Source organism: Methanosarcina sp. UBA5 (genome assembly GCF_002505485.1).
Lineage (GTDB): Archaea > Halobacteriota > Methanosarcinia > Methanosarcinales > Methanosarcinaceae > Methanosarcina.
The window spans coordinates 1-19,924 of the sequence record NZ_DAVG01000099.1 but is presented as its reverse complement, the minus strand read 5'-3'; the positions used below and the strand labels follow the sequence as shown (position 1 = coordinate 19,924).

12 protein-coding genes and 1 pseudogene are annotated in these 19,924 nt (G+C 39.0%); 3 read left to right on the top strand and 10 right to left on the bottom strand.

Going from position 1 to position 19,924, the window contains the following annotated elements:
• Nucleotides 1-12 precede the first annotated feature (12 nt).
• Nucleotides 13-3,027 (bottom strand): excinuclease ABC subunit UvrA, encoded by a 3,015-nt coding sequence (gene uvrA / locus BP621_RS11200; RefSeq protein WP_292389937.1) that lies wholly within the window; start codon nucleotides 3,025-3,027, stop codon nucleotides 13-15.
• 1,022 nt (nucleotides 3,028-4,049) lie between these two features.
• The gene (locus BP621_RS11195; RefSeq protein WP_292389934.1) at nucleotides 4,050-4,214 is read right to left on the bottom strand and encodes a type II toxin-antitoxin system HicB family antitoxin; all 165 of its coding nucleotides are present in this window, start codon (nucleotides 4,212-4,214) and stop codon (nucleotides 4,050-4,052) included.
• Between the two features lie 557 nt (nucleotides 4,215-4,771).
• On the opposite strand from BP621_RS11195, the gene BP621_RS11190 reads away from it, so the two are divergent.
• On the top strand, nucleotides 4,772-5,308 hold the full coding sequence (locus BP621_RS11190; RefSeq protein ID WP_292389931.1) for a metal-dependent hydrolase: 537 nt from the start codon (nucleotides 4,772-4,774) through the stop codon (nucleotides 5,306-5,308).
• Between the two features lie 212 nt (nucleotides 5,309-5,520).
• Here BP621_RS11190 and BP621_RS11185 read toward each other — a convergent pair whose 3' ends face one another.
• The 3 genes and pseudogenes from BP621_RS11185 to tnpB form a co-directional block, all read right to left on the bottom strand.
• The gene (locus tag BP621_RS11185) at nucleotides 5,521-7,605 is read right to left on the bottom strand and encodes a M13 family metallopeptidase (RefSeq protein WP_292389928.1); all 2,085 of its coding nucleotides are present in this window, start codon (nucleotides 7,603-7,605) and stop codon (nucleotides 5,521-5,523) included.
• Between the two features lie 634 nt (nucleotides 7,606-8,239).
• Nucleotides 8,240-9,208: a bile acid:sodium symporter family protein gene (locus BP621_RS11180; protein ID WP_292389925.1), complete on the bottom strand. Its 969-nt coding sequence runs from the start codon at nucleotides 9,206-9,208 to the stop codon at nucleotides 8,240-8,242.
• 519 nt (nucleotides 9,209-9,727) lie between these two features.
• Nucleotides 9,728-10,850 (bottom strand): annotated as a pseudogene (tnpB, locus tag BP621_RS11175) (IS200/IS605 family element RNA-guided endonuclease TnpB).
• Between the two features lie 381 nt (nucleotides 10,851-11,231).
• On the opposite strand from tnpB, the gene BP621_RS11170 reads away from it, so the two are divergent.
• Together BP621_RS11170 and BP621_RS11165 are read left to right on the top strand one after the other, a co-directional pair.
• Nucleotides 11,232-11,942, top strand: coding sequence for a S4 domain-containing protein (locus tag BP621_RS11170; RefSeq protein WP_292389923.1), 711 nt, complete (start codon nucleotides 11,232-11,234; stop codon nucleotides 11,940-11,942).
• Between the two features lie 13 nt (nucleotides 11,943-11,955).
• Complete coding sequence (locus tag BP621_RS11165) at nucleotides 11,956-12,717, top strand: DUF2119 domain-containing protein (RefSeq protein WP_349682073.1); 762 nt, start codon at nucleotides 11,956-11,958, stop codon at nucleotides 12,715-12,717.
• 388 nt (nucleotides 12,718-13,105) lie between these two features.
• On the opposite strand, the gene BP621_RS11160 is transcribed toward BP621_RS11165, so the two are convergent.
• The 5 genes from BP621_RS11160 to BP621_RS11140 all read right to left on the bottom strand — a co-directional run.
• Nucleotides 13,106-14,173: a PKD domain-containing protein gene (locus tag BP621_RS11160; protein WP_292389921.1), complete on the bottom strand. Its 1,068-nt coding sequence runs from the start codon at nucleotides 14,171-14,173 to the stop codon at nucleotides 13,106-13,108.
• Between the two features lie 231 nt (nucleotides 14,174-14,404).
• Nucleotides 14,405-15,367, bottom strand: coding sequence for a hypothetical protein (locus BP621_RS11155; RefSeq protein ID WP_292389919.1), 963 nt, complete (start codon nucleotides 15,365-15,367; stop codon nucleotides 14,405-14,407).
• Between the two features lie 5 nt (nucleotides 15,368-15,372).
• Nucleotides 15,373-17,730: a PP2C family serine/threonine-protein phosphatase gene (locus tag BP621_RS11150; RefSeq protein WP_292389917.1), complete on the bottom strand. Its 2,358-nt coding sequence runs from the start codon at nucleotides 17,728-17,730 to the stop codon at nucleotides 15,373-15,375.
• Nucleotides 17,731-17,889: 159 nt separating this feature from the next.
• The gene (locus BP621_RS11145; RefSeq protein WP_292389915.1) at nucleotides 17,890-18,072 is read right to left on the bottom strand and encodes a hypothetical protein; all 183 of its coding nucleotides are present in this window, start codon (nucleotides 18,070-18,072) and stop codon (nucleotides 17,890-17,892) included.
• Between the two features lie 1,145 nt (nucleotides 18,073-19,217).
• Nucleotides 19,218-19,924 (bottom strand): hypothetical protein (locus tag BP621_RS11140; RefSeq protein WP_292389912.1); only part of this gene is annotated, 707 nt, incomplete at its 5' end.

The following is a 19,924-nucleotide window of genomic DNA, read 5'->3' as shown; positions in this document are numbered from 1 at the left end:
AACTGCGCCAGTTTAAATCAACTGCTCTTCAAACGTTTTATCGGCCCTGTGTTTATTGTGCTTGAAACCTCTGGAGTCTTCGGAGTCTTCCTCCGAATCGTCTTCAAAGTCTTCGGAATCATCATTTCGATCGTCATCAAGACCTTCATAATCGGCCTCAAAATCTTCCCCTTCTTCGAAAACAGCCTCAAAAGAACCTTCTCCCGACATATCGAGATATGACTGTGAAAGTTTGGGAGCAAGGAAGCGTGCAGTATGGCTTCCCTGAACCGTGGACATTTCCTCTGGAGTTCCTTCAGCAATAATTTCTCCGCCTGCGTCCCCGCCTTCGGGACCAAGGTCGATGATATAATCTGCTGATTTGATCACATCCAGATTATGCTCTATTACAATCACTGTGTTTCCTTTTGCCACAAGCCTGTTGAGAACTGAGAGGAGTTTTTTGACGTCATGGAAGTGAAGACCGGTTGTGGGTTCATCAAGGAGATAAATCGTCTTTCCTGTACATTTTTTGGAGAGTTCTCTTGTCAGCTTGATCCTCTGTGCTTCCCCGCCGGAAAGCGTTGTTGAGCTCTGGCCGAGTTTGATATAGCCCAGCCCGACTCTTACTAGAGTATCGAGTTTGTTTTTGATTGCAGGAATGTTCTCGAAATGTTCGGCAGCCTCTTCTACTGTCATATTCAGGACTTCTGCAATCGACTTGCCCCTGTATTTTACTTCGAGGGTTTCCCGGTTGTAGCGTGTACCCTTGCATTCCTCACATTCAATGTAAACATCAGGCAGGAAATTCATTTCAATTTTGATCAGTCCGTCTCCCTGGCAGGCTTCACAGCGCCCTCCTTTTACGTTGAAAGAGAAACGCCCGTTCTTATAGCCCCGAATTTTGGCTTCCTTGGTTTCGGCGAAAGCCTGCCTTATGGCATCAAAGACCTTGGTATAGGTGGCAGGGTTCGAGCGAGGCGTTCTGCCGATAGGGCTCTGGTCAATAACGATTACCTTGTCGATCTCGGAATCGAAAACCAGCTCGTTATAGTCCCCTGGCGTTACACTTGATTTATTTATTTTCTTCGTCAGGGCTTTGTACAGGGTATCGTAAATAAGCGTGGATTTTCCGGAACCTGAAACGCCTGTAACTACGGTCAGGACCCCTATTGGAATATTTACGTCTATATCCTTCAGGTTGTTCGCCTTGCACCCTTTAAGTCTTATGAACGCCTCGCTTCGACGGCGAAGAGCAGGCGGTTTTATCTGTTTTTCTCCTGAGAGATACTGGCCTGTCAGAGATTCCGGGTTCTTTTCGATCTCTTCAGGTGTGCCTTCGGCTACTACATAACCTCCACGCACGCCTGCCCCAGGCCCTATATCGAGTACATAGTCCGCAGCCCGAATAGTATCCTCATCATGTTCCACGACTATTAGTGTATTTCCCAGGTCTCGCAGGGTCTGGAGGGTCTGGATAAGCCGTTCGTTGTCTCTCTGGTGCAGCCCTATTGAAGGTTCATCGAGCACATAGAGCACGCCCATGAGGTTTGAGCCAATCTGGGTAGCCAGCCTGATTCGCTGGGCTTCTCCGCCTGAGAGGGTACCTGCACCTCGGGAAAGGGTAAGATAGACTAGCCCCACATGTTCAAGGAACCCAAGTCTTGACCGGATTTCCTTTAAGACCTGCTTTGCGATCTCCTTTTCCTTTTCCGAGAGCTCCACGTTTTCAAAAAAACGGATGCATTCCAGAATTGAGAGATTGGTTACGTCTACAATGGACTTTCCGCCAAGCTTAACTGCGAGCACTTTTTCCTTCAGGCGCTTGCCTTCGCATTTCGGGCAGGGCTTGACCTGCATGAATTTTTCGAGTTCTTTTCGGCGGTATTCGGATTTTGTCTGGCTGTATAACCTCTCAGACTGCGGAACTAGCCCTTCCCAAGTACCCTTATGAGACCAATGACCATCCCCGTTTTTTATGCTCATGTCGAACTGCATGAGTTCGTCCGAGCCATACATTAGCACGTTATATTGCTCAGACGTGAGAGCCTCAATAGGAGTAAAAATATCAAAACCGAAATGTTTTGCCACGGCTGCCAGGTGCTGGCTCCGGTAACTGTCCAGGTAGTTCCTGTACAGAGCGACAGCTCCGTCTGCAAGGCAGAGCTTTTTATTCGGAATAATCAGGTCAGGGTCGAATTCCATCTTAAATCCGAGCCCATTGCAGGCTTCACAGGCACCAAAAGGACTGTTGAAGGAAAACATCCTGGGCTGGAGTTCTTCAAAAGCCATGCCACAGACCGGACAGGCCATGTTTGAGGAATATAGATGGTCTTTTCCATCCGAATCAACCGCAATTAAGAGCCCGTCTGCTTTCTGGAGAGCATTTTCACAGGCTTCGACGAGCCTGGAACGGTCTTCGGAGGGGTCCAGCCGGTCAATAACGACTTCGATATCATGCTTTTTGTAACGGTCAAGGGTAATCTCATCGTCAGTTCTGTGAATCTCGCCGTTTACCCTCATCCGAGCGAAGCCTTCGCTATTTAGTTCCCTGAAAAGGTGCTGGTAAGTCCCTTTCTTCTGCCTGACTATAGGTGCAAGAATGGTAACCATGCCTTCACATTCCCTGCTGAGGCTGTCCGCAATCCTTTCAGGCGACTGAGACTCGATTTTTATATTGTGGGTCGGGCAGTAAGGGGTGCCGATCCTTGCAAAAAGCAGCCTCAGGTAATCATAGATTTCAGTGACTGTCCCAACCGTACTTCGGGGATTTTTTGAGGTCGTTTTCTGCTCAATGGAAATTGCCGGAGATAATCCTTCGATGCTGTCCACATCCGGCTTGTTCATAAGCCCGAGGAACTGCCGCGCATAAGCCGAGAGTGACTCCACATAGCGCCGCTGCCCTTCGGCATAAACTGTGTCAAAAGCCAGGGTAGATTTCCCTGAGCCTGAAACCCCTGTAATAACGATTAATTTGTCCCGCGGGAGCTCCACAGTGATGTTTTTCAGGTTGTGTTCCCGTGCCCCTTTAATAATAATATTTTTCATTTTCCTTCTCTCGGTTTTTGTCCAGTTGAATCGATTAGATGAGAATTTAAGGTCGGAATAATTGTGGATTTTAAGTTAGAGCAAAGTCTGGATTTTAGATTAGAGTAAAGTCTGGATTTTTAATGTTAGATATCTAAGAAATCCAGAAATAATATGAACTTATGAATTTTAAGAAACTTTTTTGAAAAGCTTAAAGCTGAAATTTACTTATCAAGCCGTCTGTTCAGACAGTTAATTCTATACATTATTATAAATAAGTAGTGATAATTACCTAAAGTTGATTTCACTCCTACCAAAGATGACAATTTTCGGATTTCATACTGCTCCGTTTTTCGATACATATAGCAAAATGCAGACTTTTTATTAATAGAGTAATATAGCAGAGTGAAAGTATTAAGCAGTAAACAACCGGTTTTTTGAATTTATACTCAGTAGATTGCGTTCATCGATATTGAATTGTATAACGTTTTTACTTTTAATTTTTAATCTGTTTGTCTTCAATACTTTCAGTCCAGAATAATCATTTTTCTCCACAAACAAGCGTGAATAAACCTGTTAAGACAGGAACTAGTCCCAAAAAAGAAGGAGGAAAAACATCGGTAGACTGCAAGAAGAGCGGAGTTTGAACTTTTAATCATATAGCGGATGGCTAGATTATGCGTATCATATAAATAATTATCGACTTTAAAATATTTTAGTAAACATATGTTAAATTAGTACATAAGTGATGAGGTGCCAGCATTTCCTTATTTTCTTGTCTTTGAAATTGATATTAGCTTTGTAAAAGGACTAAAGACAATCCAGAAAGACCAGAAAACGAAGACTCAGAATTTGAAACATATCCACAGCTTTACATTGTAAATTAAGAACTATTTTAATATCTTTAACGACAGCAATGTTTTTGCCTTAAAAGGTTGATTGAAGCATAGTGCACAGGAGTCTTTCGGATAAACAAAATGCGTGAGACAAAAAATCTAAGTCCATATAAACGTCAAACTTTTTTCCTGAATTATTCACAAATTTCACATGAAATCCTGCTCGGCTTCAAGGCAAACCTGAATCGCCTCTTTTATGCGCCCCATGATCTGTATAATATTTTTCCTTGAGTGTAACACCCCCGGTATATCAGGAACTTTTGCAATATATATGCAATTTTCATCCTGTTCAATCAGGACTGTATAATTCAAGCTCTTGCCCTCCTCCATTGTTATCAAAATTTCATTTCAGTCGAATACCCCCTAGCTTGCTAGCTTGCTGCGTGGATGGGGTATGCTTCGGGCCGCCCGCCCGGTTTCTTGGGAAAAGCATAGTATTTTTAACAAAGTTTCCCTAATATAGAGTTGCATTCCCACTCTTGTAACCACGATACCAAGAAACCTCACTTTACAAAGAAGCAACGGTACAGAGGTTTAAACGAAACCAAAAAGAGGCGAGGGGTCACTTCATCCCCGACATAAAGGACAGGATATTCGTGACCCCCTGCGCTCCCAATGTAATAAATTGTTTAGGATTATTGTCTCCTTTAATGGATTTGGAGCGGTGGCGCGAATGTATCCTGTTGCTTGCAGCGGGGTGCGCCAGCGCAACTTTGATTTGGATGGTTGTTATTTCAGCTATATTAATTCGGTACGACGATTATATTGTTCATAGCTAAGAAATATTTTAAACAAAGCATCGCTATTTTGATGAGGTTCTATCAGGAACCAACAATATTTATATATTATAGAGGTATCTTTAATTTACGATGCTACTTTTTGGACATCTTGGCGTCACGTTGGGAGTATTTTTTGTACTTGGAATTTTTATACCTCGACTAAGGACTACTATAGATCCTAAGTACCTGGTTATTGGAGCCCTTCTGCCTGACTTAGTAGACAAACCTCTAGGAAGAGTTATCTTTGCTTCTACCCTTGAAAACGGACGCATTATAGGTCATACTCTATTGTTCTCTCTCATTTTTTCTCTGATAGGTTTATATTTGTACAAAAAAAGAGGAGATCTCAGGATTATTTCTCTTTCTATAGGCTCTTTCTTCCATCTTATGGAAGATCAGATGTGGGCAAGTCCTAAAACTTTATTTTGGCCTCTGCTAGGATTACGTTTTCCCAGAGATCATACCGATCTCACTGGAATAGAATATTTAACAAAAATGTTAGAAAATTCCTTTGAATTCAATTTTTCACTCTCTTCCATTCCTGAAATTTTGGGGATGGGGGTAATAGTCGTTCTGACTATACACTGGTTAGTAAAAAGATTTGGACAAAACAAATTCCAAAGATAAAAACATGCTCTGAAAACTAAAAACACGAAAGAATCTCGAACTTATCCCGGATGACCGGTCATCCTATCTTTTGCCGGCTCCTTTTCGGCTCATTTGATAATCTCAAAGCAGAATAAGGCTGACAGTAAATATTATCCTTTAGGGTTCAAGACTTTTTCATAGGTGCTCCAGTTCATGCCTCCACTGGTAAAAAAGGGCTTCCGGTGATCACTTTACCAGATCACCGGCCTTTCACTTTCTGGTATGTAGAGTTTATCTGAGGGATTCACGTCAGGAAATGCCCTGTAAAACTCAGGCACGTTGAAGACCACACCACTGACCCTGAACCTGGCTGGCGAGTGGGTATCAGTCAATGTCAGCGTCCTCAGGGATTCATTTGTGTCCGATTCCCTCCATACCTGGGTGAAGCTTAAGAAGAATCTCTGATCTCCAGTGAATCCATCGATCATCTCCGGCTCCTTCTTCAATGAGAGCTTATAGGCGTGATAGGCTATGGTCAATCCGCCCAGGTCTGCTACGTTCTCCGGCAGGGTCAGGTTGCCGTTGACGTTTAAGCCGGGCAGGACCTCGAACCTGCTGTACTCGTCCACCAGAACCTCAGTGCTCTTGTTGAAGCTATCGGCGTCCTCTGGCGTCCACCAATCCGTCAAATTTCCACTTGCATCGAACTTCCTTCCCTGACTATCGAAGTGATGAGTCATCTCGTGTCCTATAATAGCACCTATGGCACCATAGTTGGCAGCTTCATCAGCATCCTTATTGAAGAAAGGAGGCTGAAGAATGCCTGCCGGAAAGACTATGATTATTTTATTGTAATCTGCATAGGCGTTAATCTCCTGTGGATTCATTTCCCACAGCTTACGATTCACAGGTTGGCCTATTCCGTCCAGACCGCTTGGACCGTGATGGAACTTGAATTTAGAGGCCCTGAGGACATTCATGACATATGAATCGTTCTTAATCTCAAGTTCCGAATAGTTCAGCCATTCATCGGGATAGCCTACCTGTACATCCAGAGCTTCAAGCTTTTTGAGGGCTTCTTTCCTGGTTTCAGGCTCCATCCATGTAAGGTTTTGAATTCTCATCCGGAAGGCCTTTTTCAGGTTGAATGCCATCTCCTGCATCCTGGCTCTGGAACATTGATCAAAATATCTATCCACATAGACACGGCCTACGGCCTCACCTATGGCCTCGTTTTCCGCTTCAATAACCCTTTTCCAGCGGGGCTTCATTTCCTGCTGACCATTGAGTTTTTTCGTATAAAAATCAAAGTGTTCCTCTTCTACATCAGAGCTGAGATAAGGAGAGGTCCCTAAAATCAGCTTCCAGCGCAGGAAGGTCTTCCAATCAGCTATGCTCTCGTCCTGAAGGACAATGCTTAGTTCCTTGAAGAAGGAAGGATTTCTAACGTTGACCTCGTCTACGTCCGGACGACCCAGAGTGTCAAAGAGGCAATACCAGTTAATGCCTGGGGCAAAGGCCTGAAGCTCCTTAAGGCTCATCTTGTTATACGTTTTGACTTCATCGTTGTTGTCCACGTTAGTAAAGGATGCATTGGCCAGCCTGGTTTCTATCCTCATTACAGTCCTGGCATTATTCTCAGCGATCTCTGAGCTATCGCCGAGGAAGACGAACATCCTGGTAATGTGAGTCAAATACTGTTCTCTAATTTTGATAGATTCATTGTCCTGCCTGAAATAGAAATCTCTATCCGGAAGGCCTAGCCCTCCCTGAGTAAGGGTAGCAATCATGATTTTACTGTTCTTTTTGTCGGGCGCAGCATAAATTGAGAAGAAGGGATTTATGCCATACTCCATCATTTGTGTTGAGACTGCCTGGAGATCGGAGGCATTGGAAATGTTGTCTATCAACTTCATCTCGTCTTTGATTGGGTCAAGACGCTGCTTTTCTATGGTGGCATTATCCATTCCCACGCTGTAGAACTTGCCGATCTTCTGCTCAAGGCTTCCCTCAGGAGCAGAGGTGTTACTGGCTGCACTCTCCACTATTCTTTTGACACGGTCATAAGTCCTATCCTCTACTATGGCAAACTCTCCATATCGGGTTTTGTCCGGGGGCACAGGGTGGTTTTTTATCCAGGCTCCCTCAGCATACTCATAGAAGTCGTCTCCAGGTTTTACTGAGAGATTCATGCTTCCGGGGTCGAAAGCTTTTTCCTTTTCCGAAGTGCTTATATTACTCATCGAGGTTTCGGAAAAACCAAAAACTACAAGGGTTAGAGCGTTAACCAGTACGATGCCAAAAGCGAACAGACATATTACTCCCTCCTTCTCCATTTCCCCTCAACTCCTATAGATTTTAATCCTTACAGTACAGCTGCAAAAACGCTTATTTGAACTTTGTATGAATCCTTAATTTTGCAGTATAGAATACATATTTGGAGTACAAAATCACACTGAATAGAAGTTGTGATCAAGTTAACTACAAAATTCCTGCTTAGATAACACTACTTTTTGACTGTAAGCTCGCTATACCGCAACACATCCACAAGCCCTATTGCTCCCGTTATATAACATAATTATTCCCGTAATTATTTTAAACTACTTATACTAAAACTAGCCATAGTTTCAAAGATAGTGATTTTTAATATTACATTCAACTGGCTTGGAACTGAGTAGGAAACAAAAAGTAAACTTACTTCCAAAATTTGAAACTTTTACATATTTAGTGACCTGGAAAGCTGAAAGGCCGAAAAACGAAATTTCAGAAATGCAAAATTGATAAATATAATGCAAAATTGTTAAATATGATAGACTGGCAGAGAAAAAAATTATGAAGAGAAAGAGAAGAAATTATGGAAATCGATAAAGATAAGAAAATTAGATGAATACAGGAAAAATCCGGGAAACTTATGCGAGATCACCGGATTTATCCTGCTTCCCAACCTCTTTTTTGTGAAATCTCCAGATTTCACCCCAATTTCTTACTATGAATGCCTTTTTTGGAAGGCATCTTACTTTTATCGGGATCGGATACACTTTGTTTTGACCAGTGCCCTGCAAGGAAAGCTCCGGACAGGTTGTGCCATATGCTAAAAATCGCACCCGGAAGCGCGGCCACAGCCGTAAAGTGTTTTATCGCAAGGGCAACACTCAGGCCGGAGTTCTGCATGCCTGTATCAATTGCAATGGTCCTTGCTTCGATTTCACTGAGTTTCATAGCCTTTGAAACCCAGTAGCCACCTGCAAGCCCAAGCCCATTATGCAGGATCACTGCAAGCAGTACCAGCGGGCCGCTCTGTTCAAGGTTAGCGCTATTTGTCCCTATAATCACAGCAATAATAATCACTATAGCAGCGGCTGAAATTGCAGGAAAGATCTCTCTGACAGCATTTATCTGTTTCCCAAAGAAATAGTTGATTGCAAGTCCCAGCACTACAGGCACAACTACTACGTTTACAACACTTACAAGCATGCCCATGACATCGACCTCCACGGTTTGACCTATAAAAACCCAGGTAAGGAAAGGCGTTGCCAGAAAAGCCAGTAAGGTAGAGACCGAAGTAAGGACTATTGAAAGAGCCACATCCCCTTTTGCAAGATAGCAGATCACATTGGAAGCCGTGCCGCCTGGACAGCAGCCCAGCAGGATAACACCTGTCATAAGATCGGCAGGCAGTTTTAGAACATAACACACTACCCATGCTGAAAGTGGCATAATGGTGTACTTCATTAAAGTTCCCAGAATAACCACTGACGGTTTTTTCAACACTGCAAGGAAATTGTCCACTGAGAGGGTTACCCCCATCCCAAGCATAATCAGGCTTAGAAAAGGTACGATAAGTACCTGATGGGGAGCAAAGTATTCAGGATAAACATATGCGACAGCCGATAAGATAACTGCCCAGAGGGGAAACAACGATGTAAATTTTTGAAGCATTTTTTGATACACTATCTCACCAGATTTGCAGGATGAAGCCACGTGCCTGAAGCATAAGCAGTAGAGGTTAGTTAAGTAAGTTCAATAAAGTAAACTGTACACATAATATGAGTTATAAACAGCACTGTATATACAAGCTTGATTTGTTAGAAATACCTTGTTTGAAAAATACCTTGTATTGAAACAGATAAATGAATATAAGTCTCAATTACAAAATAAATAAAAAAATAGTTGTTTAAAAGTATATCTATTTCTTTACGATAGATAATAAAACTGTAAATAATTTCGAAGCTCTGTACGCGCTCTGCTCTTGAACCTTGTATATGATCAAACACATAGATGACAAGTTGTACTGGGTATAAGATTTTTACCTGTTCATCATCGAGTCAGGACATAAAATAGTCCTCAGTTTGAACAGTGAACTACCCCCCTGCCTGATGGCGAGGAAGGGGTTTCTTGCTTCATCCCTCGAACTATTGTTCACAAGTCCACAAGCCCATCCCCTACGTTCCGTAGGTGTCAGATTACTATAAGATTTTGATCTTGAAGAGAGAACTTCTTGATATTAATTGCAGCATTGATGTCTCTATCATGCTTTGTTTTGCAATCCGGGCAGATCCATTCTCTATCTTTCAAGGTTAGATTACCATTGTGGTATCCACAAACATTGCATATTTTAGAAGAAGACTCAAACCGTCCTATCCTTAAGATAGTTTTACCTGCCCATTCAGCTTTGTATTCTAACTTTGTTACAAAGCTTGACCACCCAGCATCTTCGATTGATTGTGCTAGACAGTGGTTTTTTACCATACCTTTTACATTCAGAGTTTCCAGCGCAATAGCTTGGTTCTCGCGGATAAGTTTAGAAGAGAGTTGGTGTTGGAAATCATTTCTCTGATTACTTATTTTTTCATGGATTTTTGAAAGTAGTAGTCTTGCTTTATCTCGATTTTTAGAACCTTTATCTTTTCTACTTACTCTTTTTTGAAGGCATTTCATTCTTTTAAGAGAGTTTTTAAGGTACTTAGGATTCTCAACCTTTTCTCCTGTAGAAAGAATTGCAAAATCTTTGATTCCTACATCTATCCCTATGGCAGTTGATTCTGAAACCTTTTGTTTTGCAGGAAGTTCTTTTCCATCATCCACTAGAATAGATATGAAGTACTTTCCGGTACTTGATCTTGAAATGGTTGCAGTTTTCATAGTACCTTCAAACTGTCTATGAAGAACTGCTTTAACTTCAACGATCTTAGGAAGTTTGATAACGTTTCTATTAAAATCTACAGTATAATGTTGTATGTTGTGGCATCTGATAAGATTGTACTGGATTTTTCTTAGATTTGAACTTAGGAAATCCTGTTTTTTCTCTAAAGAATTTTGTAAATGCTGATTCAACATTTACTAAGGATGCCAATAACGCTTGAGAATTAGCCTTTTTTAGCCATTCGTTAGAAGGTTTTACTTCATGAACTAATATTTTTTGTAAGTCAAGCCTTGATATTGATTTCTTACTTTGCTCATAAGTTTTTATTTTCTGTTCTAAAGCCCAATTATAGACGAATCTACACGCACCAAAATGAACTTTTATAAATTCTTCTTGATCATTATCTGGGTAGATTCGATACTTATAGGCTTTTAACATACTACACACCATAGGTTTTAAAGAGATAAATAGATTTCGCTAAAAATAGATTAATTAAGTTTAGAAGTTATATTTACTACTGTGCGAGGCTGCGCTTTCATTCCCCACCTGTCGCTTCGCTCCGAGGAAGGGGACTTCCCGCTGTGCCTCCGCACTCCCAAAGTTAAACTAAAACTACTGTCTGATTCCAGCTTTCAATGTGCTACTCTGAGAGCTGTTAATACAGGAAAAATGACTTTTGCATTCTTAAAATTAGAACAATTGCCAGGATTTTCCAGAATAGAATATTCAACACTCATCAACTTGTGCTATCTATAACACTCACCGACTTGCTATCTATAATACTATCTATATATACAGGCTCTGCCGATACAATGCCCCATGAGACTGGATGCATACCTTGTAGATATGGGACATTTCAAATCAAGGGGGCGAGCCAAGACGGCTATCCTTGCCGGAAATGTTAAGGTAAACGGCACGGCGGTAAAAAAGGCTTCCAGAGACGTGTCTACTGATGATATAATCGAAGTTACTGAGGGCCTGGACCAGCCTCAGGGCTATTTCAAACTCAAGCTTATTCAGGAGGAAAGCGGGATTCTTAAACCTGGAGATAAAGTGCTTGACCTTGGATCCAGCGCAGGCGGCTTTCTTCTCTTTGCCTCAGAAATTGCAGGCCATGTAAAAGGCATGGAATTTAGCAAGGACTTCAGGAGCGAACTTGGAAAAATTGCATACGAAAAGGAAAACGTTGAGATAATGTTCGGAGATGTCTTCACGGTACCCCTGAATTTGCTCTCAGAAGAGCCCGTAGACGTCATTCTTTCGGATATGACTCTGGAACCTGAGGACTCAATCAAGGCGCTTTCGAGAGTGCTGCCTCTGCTGAAAGCCGGGGGAAAGCTGCTGCAGGTTATCAAAATCCCGAAAAAGAAGAACCCAAAGCCCATCCTGAGTAAAATCGAGAACCTTGGGCTTGAAATTCAGCAGGTCATCAATCCCAAAAAACAGGAAATTTATGTGGTCGCAAGAAAGCCCCTGCCCGAGGAGAATGAGCCGCTCACAGAAGATCAGCCCGAAGAAAAGGAGTTCTGAGGCCTCGAAACAGATGAATACTGACAGAAGAGAGAATTCTGATGGAATAGGGAATTCTGATAGAATTGAGAATTCTGAAACAATAGAGAATTCTAAAGGAAAAGGAAACTCAAACGGAAAAGAAAGTTTCGAAGATTCTTTTTCCGGCAAGCACGAAAGTACAGAAATGAGACAAGATTCATGTCCAGATTTCGTGATGAAAGTTTACGGCTGCGGAAGACCAGTTCGGCTCTTCGTTGCAGGCCTTCACGGAGATGAATGGAAGGATACGACTGAACTCCTGAAGAGAATCAAACCTCCGAAAACCGGCACTCTGGCCTTAATTCCACTTGTAGACAACGGAAAGTACATCTCAACCCTGAACCCGGATTACTATCTCGGAACCGGAAAAAATATTATCAAGGCGATTGAAGAATTAAAGCCTGAAATCTACGTTGAGCTTCATTCTTATTCCAGCAAAAACCTTGAAAAACTGGCCGGAAAGAACAGGCTCGAACTCATAGGAGTGCCTGCTTACAGCGTTCTAAAAGAAGGAGTGCTCCTTGGTTCGGTTTCTCCCTGGGTTAGAAGAAAGTATTTTCCTAAAGAATTTCTCTGCCTCTCTTTTGAACTCCGAAAAAGAAGTGCGGAATCAAGAGAATTTACCGCCCGTATGCTTGAAGTCCTCAAGGAAATCCAATCACGGGACGAATTCATAGAATATATGAAAAAAGAATTTCCTGCTCAGGCGAAAAAGGCAATTGAAGATTACCGACAGTTTTACGGAGAGATATGAATCCCTTTAATTCTGTTCAGATCCTCATGATACCAGGAAATCTCTTGCCAGACCTCCTGCTTGTCATATCTGATCTTATATAGCCTCTAAGTCTCGTTAGATATGCGTAATTCTTCTGCTTTTGCCCGTAGGGTACACCAACTGTTTTGACTTAAATTGGGCTCTCACACGGTTGCAGATCCGAATCCTATCCGCTGAGCATACTTATAAGTTCGATATTGTGAATAGGTGTTGAGCATGATGTTATTTGTGATTGATGTTCTTTCTCATTCCCGAAGAAAATCTATTAAAACAAGGATTGAAACCAACCGTAGGTCAACGCTGTCTGCAAGCTGTCCTGCTGAACAGACAAAAAAGTAAAAAGAGATATTTCATTTTGAGTATCCCTTTAAGCTCCTTTGTGACTTTCTATAGGAGGAGATACAGTCTTCGGATTTGAATTTTCTATTCCTTTGTTGTCAAAATAGATGCTATCATATCCATTGGGATTATTTTCGTCGTGGTAGAAGCTTATAAATTTATTTCCAGACTGATCTCGCCATATATCCCATTTCCACTCAGGATGATCAGATCCCGAAGCTTCTGAAACGGTTTCTATAAAGTCGCTTCTCCCTTGATACTTATTTACAAATGTTAACACTTCAGATTTGGTGGGATAGCTTGTGTAATCGGATGCTGGGCCATTACTTTTAGGAGCTGTAGCAGTGATATAATTTGTTTTTGTTTCCGTATCCTTACCTGCTGCATTGGTTACCGTCTCTGTTACTGTATAAGTTCCAGCTGTTGTATAAGTATGCGTTGGATTATACTCGGTCAAGGTATCAGAACTGTCTCCAAAATTCCATTGCCATGTATTTGGTGATCCTGAGCTGTCATCAGTAAAAGATACTGTCAGTGGTGCTTCTCCTGAAGTTTTGGATGCAGAAAAATCAGCATCTGGAATTTGCAGAGGAGCTGTAACAGTGATATAGTCTGTTTTTATTTCCGCATCCTTACCTGCTGCATTGGTTACCGTCTCTGTTACTGTATAAGTTCCAGCTGTTGTATAGGTATGTATTGGACTTTGCTTGGTTGAAGTAACTCCATCCCCGAAGTTCCAGTTCCCGGAAGTTGGTGATCCGGTGCTCCCGTCAAAAAACTGTACCTTTAGAGGTGCTTCTCCAGAAGTTGTATCTGACCAAAAGTCGGCAACAGGGAGTACTGGTTGTTTTGTACTAATTGTTGTACCTGAATTTGGATTTGTATCATCGCCATCGCTTGCTGTCGGATCTAGTGCTGGTGTAACTCCCACAGGCACATGTGAAGCAATTAAACTTTCGTCGTTTCCATTTATCATCGCACTTCCAACAAGTGCCAGAAAGCATAGAATTACCCCGAAAAAGATTGTTTTGTAGAGTGGAGCGTTTTTTTTCTTTGGTGGATTTGTTACTATTGGATTAAATGATCGTCCTTTCATAGAAGAAACTGAAGTTTGCGGTATGACTGGGGTTTGTTGTCTAGTTCTTGGAAATGGATCTTTTCCAGTTTCATTTGCTATTTTACACCAAGGACAATAAGAAAGATGATTAGAGTACCAATGATTTTCATTTGCATTACATTGTTTCATCTAATTATACTCCTTGATAATTTATATTGTCAATTTTTCCCACTATACAATTACACCTTCAGGTGTAATTTCAGGTTTTAATCATTGAGTATCTATCTCCTTTCTTAGAGCTGTAACCCAATCTCTTGCTGTAGGTCTTTCTTTGTAGTTATCATGGCCGTCTACAAAACATTTAATAAAAAGTTCCTGAATTGATGGGGGAATTATTTCGAATGGGAATGCACCATCTGGAGGTTTAACACCTATGTTTTTATATTTAGGTACATAAGGAAAATATCCTTTCCTTATTTTCTTTTGAGGTGTATTTTCATATTCAACTGGCTTACCTTTTGCTTGGTATGGATCACATCCATTCATTAGTAATCTGAAAATAATACTCGCCAGCCCAAATAAGTCTGAATAATATCGATCGTAATTTTTATTTCCAAAATTTACACCCGGCTCCAATAGTTCTGGAGGAAGAAATTCTCCAAATCCAACTCGGCAGTAAAAAATATTTCCTGAAACGGGGTCTTTTATTTGAAAAGAGTCACAATCAATTAGAGTTATCAATGCACCTGGGTTTACAAGGATATTTGTCTGTCTTAAATCCCCTATACAATAACCTTTTTCATGGACGGCTGCAATTGTTCTTGAAATATTGAACGCGGTAACAAACAAATGCTTCCATGTGAATTCACCACCAAAATATTTTAATCTGTCTTCTGCGTCCCAATACTCATGAATTTCCCTGAAAGAGTTCATATTTATAAGAGGCATTGTAAATCCTATAAATTTACTTTTGTTAGGGCCGTCATAAAGAACTGAATTTGGCCACGCAATTGATACATGCTTATTACTTGACCAAGTAGGATCATTTGGGGGGTTATCTACCATTGTTAAGATTTTTTCATGAAGCTCTTTTGTAATTTTTTCACGGTGAAAAACTTTAGCGCATAGAAAACTATCTCCTTCAATCTTATGAAGTACACCTTCACCTCCACTTTTATTAGTACTTATTAATCGTATTTTTTTTCCAGTGTCGTCATAAGCAGTGAAACTCATTAGAATTACTCCCTTCTATTTAATACCAATATCAAAAGTGTCTTGTCATCTTCCGAAGTTTCACTAACTTTCTGTGAAAATAAGAAATCTTTAATATCCAATTCGCCTTGTTTTAAATTCTTAAGTTCTTGGGCATAACAGAATAAAGGATCAAAGAATTGTTCATAAGGTTGTAATCCATCTCGTGTTTTAATCAAAGAAGCCCGCTGACATCCATCGGTAAAAACAGCAATGCATTCTACATTATCAACATTTGAAGTAATTCTTAAAGAATTTTCCCAATTTTTGCTTGTTAAGGGTACTACCTCATTTACATATCTACATTCTTCAGGCTCCGAGATTATTGATAGTCCGTGAGCAGTTTTTGCAACTACAGCGCCATCCCCAACGTGAGCTATATAAACATTGCTTTCAAAAGACAAAGTAACAATAATAGTACAGGCCAAATCAACTAAATTACATTGTTCTTCTCTAGACTTGATTTCAAGAGCATTTCTTGAAGAAGTGACAATTTCTCTTAAAACTTGCTTATAATCTATATTCTCGCCTTTTTTTTCTGCAATAATCGCTTTTCCTGTTTCAATGGCAGTTTCAACAGCTGTTTTTGCACCGATATCACTCTTTTTAGCACTACCCAATCCATCTGCTACGGCAATAATACTCATGCCTGAAGATAAAATTTCATAATCATAAGCATCCTGACAAGGTGTATTCATTTTGGTATGAATTGACCCAATAACAGAAGTCCCAAAAATATAAGGTGTAACTGCATTTGATTTTTGTTTGATAACCCCTGCGCCATTGGAACTCTGTTTGACTTCTAATTCCTTCAGTAAATCATCCAATTCATCTTCGGGCTCGCAGTATTCAACATGACTAGTTAGATGTTCATGCTTTTTCAATTCTTCTCTAATCTCCTTAACCTTAATACTTCCAGGCCAGTACTTCTCGGCAAACCCCACGCATTTTTCAGCAGTTTTAAAATCCGGCTTTCTAATAAATTGTTTAGCTAAGTTAATAAATACACAAGTATATGGAATTATCTCGATTTTGCAAAAAGCAATGAAAACTTTTTCCGCTAATTTTCTATCTTTAAACAATTCAGTTAATTTCCCTATGAAATCATTTCCTTGTTCATAATTCAAATATCCTTGTTTGTGTGCAGTTGCTCTTGCATCATCTAAAATTTTTTTTCTTTTACAGTATAATAAATATTCATCATAATTTTTTTTGCTATTTTCGTTATTAAAAACCATCTCACATTCTTCGCAGACCTTTGTACCGGCCTTTCTTATAATATCATCAACAGTTACACCATCAACAATTCTATCATTTTTAAATTTGTCTTTCTTTTCTTTTGCTTGCTGTTTGAGCTTGTCGAACGACTGCTTACTCATGTTTTGGATACGACCAGGATTTAGAAAATCATAATAATCTATTTTACCAAGTTCCTTGAGACAATCCCCCATTTTATTAAACCTTTTAGTATTTTCAGGTTCATTTTTATAATACACATTGTAAATTTCCTGATAGGTATTTGGCATAACATTTATTTTGAGAATTTCTCTTATTTTGAGAAGTTCTCTTTCATTGATATATATATCAGGAAGAGTTGGAGAAATAACTGGAGAAGGAACTGGAGAAGGAACTGGAGAAGGAACTGGAGAAGGAACTGGAGAAGGAACTGGAGAAGGAACTGGAGAAGGAACTGAATAAATAACTGGAGAAGGTATGATTTTCACGCTAGCAACCGTTTTTGAGTGTATCTTCCTATCCTTCAAATATGTTATTTTGCCTCTTTGCCAGCAAATAGGGCAAATTGCTTTGAGTTTCCGCCTTCCATTGAAGAATACAGCAGGAAGTTTTGCTCCACAATTGCAGGTTCTTTTAAGAATTCCGTATCGACTAGGTGTTAGGTTTGTGTGTTTTTCTTGGCAGTTTAAGTTTGGGCAAACATAAACTGGTATTAGTGATTCTTTTCCACACACATCGCAAGATGTGTAGAGATTCTTTCCCATAATCCGTAGATAAACTCGGTCAATTGTCCAAATAATCACAAGCCATATGCAGGCAAATATCTGAATAACTAAATATATGAAAATATGAATAATGGATAAAACCATTGTGATGATATAACCGAAGACTACAATTGAAACAATTTTAGATAAATTAAATGCAGGTTTATAGATAGCACGTGGATCTAGTGAAAACATTGATAATATAGTGTCTATAATGCCATTGCCCGAATACTGTCTAATAGAATCATTATTTTTCTTAAAAGCACCTTTTATAGTATTTACAGAGTCCTTGTAAAATTTTTCAAAGAAATAACTTTTTTTAGCAGGTTGTGGGATAGTTGCCAACTTATAAGCCTCATTTTCTAGTATAAAATTGTTTTAAATTTTTTACATTGATAAATAATTAAGTATGACAGAAGTAGTTACTTAATATTCATTTGTAAACGCAACTATATGATCAGATAAGTGAAATCAGCGAGATTACACGATTACCATTTACTATTTTTACATATTTTCATAAAATGATCTGTAGTAATTGCCAATCGCCTTTCCAATACCCCAAATGCCACCGAAAATTAACCAAAGAAGCACTACTGGTAAGCAAATAGATAAAAACCATATCAATTTACGGTAAATCCATAACTGTTTAAGTGCATAACCCATTGGATCATCAAAGCTATCAGACATTTTAGTAACCTCATTAACAATTCATCAAAAGCCAGTTATTATTGATTAATTTTAATTATAAGTATTAATTAAGTTATAATTCTAATTAAAGTATATTAATTTACTCTTTTTTGCCATTAATCCATTTAAATATAGTAAAAATCATTAAATAACTCTAAACGAGACGTAATTATAAATTTAAGATTTTTTTTATGTTATTTTATAAAATAAACTACTAATAAACAGGCGGTATGAAGAAAACAGGCATTAATTGTGCAAGTAGCGAAAACAAAACAGCTATATCCATTACCTCAGATTTAAATGTGGAAGAAAGATAAACAAAAAGGTGAAAAATAAGCAAACTTCTTGCTAAGCTCACGAGATTACTGAAAAAAAGAAAACTTATGACCTCAATAATATAGACTTATGCGCTTAAAATTTGAGAACTTTGATCTAAGAGTGTGCCTGGAAATTAGATTTTCCAGTATGACTCCTGGGTATAAAGCATATAAGTAGTGTTTTGACATATATAAATAGTGTTTTGACGTTTAAACCTTAATTAATCCAAGTGAAATCTGGTCATAGTTGGCGTAAAATGAATATACATACCTTAAGCTCCCTACTCATATAGGGTCCTTCCAAATCAGTACTAAAACTAAGGGTATACAATGCTTATTTTAGATAATAGGTATGCATTTAAAGTTTCCCCAATTAAGGTACACTCTAAAAATCAATTTTTTAGATAAATAATTTATAATACTCTTTTAAATCAAGAAGAGAGCGAGATAAATACTTTATTTTTTTACAATTTATGTTTATTTATAAATAAGGCATCTGATATCATTTTCATCCATACAACATTCAATGTTAAAAGTAAGGACAAATCAACGTTTAATTTACCAATTAAAGTATTTAAGTCCTTTAAACAGCAAATAGATCAATTAATGAATGTACCTTAACTGTGGAAAGGCTTATACTACATTTAATTGGGCAAATCAGGTTTAATATCCCTTAAAAAACTATCATTTTTCAAGGGGTCTATACTAATAATAATTCCTTCATTTATACATATTTTCCAAATTTCATGTTAGAGTAATTTAAAGAAACTTTATATATTGAAATGGATTAAGAGATCTTAGGAGTAAGGATCAATACTAAAAATTTGATTAAGAAAACTTGTGTATATTTAGTTTAATGTGATTCTTATCGGCTAGTTTTTCTAACCTCAGCAATCCCTCTTTTTGTTCTGTCGATAATTTGCCTACATATCGTATGTTCAAGATTTTCCCCTTTAGATTTTTAACCTCAATCCCTTTCAGTGTTCCCGATTTAAATTTTTTTAGATCATAAACATACTTACTAAGATATTTATATGTACTGTCAGCAGTCTCAACTGATTTGCTTCGAACACAAAATAGTTTTTCACTAATTCCAATAGCATCTTCAATAACTTCATGTCTCTTGTTATTATTATAACTAATTTTTGTCTCACCACCTTTAACAAAATCCAGTATCTTGAAGGTCTTTGGCAATCGCCTAATATCATCATTAAATCGTTTATGATATTTTGCCATATAATCTTCACTTGTTTTGCCCATTTGAGTTTCAGATAAATCATATGCTTTTCTACCTTTAACAGATCTTAGTGTCCACGGAGATTTATATATATTTAGTTTAATGTGATTCTCATCGGCTAGTTTTTCTAACCTCAGCAATCCCTCTTTTTGTTCTATCGATAATTTGCCTACATATCGTATGTTCAAGATTTTCCCCTTTAGATTTTTAACCTCAGTCCCTTTCAGTGTTCCCGATTTAAATTTTTTTAGATCATAAACATACTTACTAAGATACTTATATGTACTGTCAGCAGTCT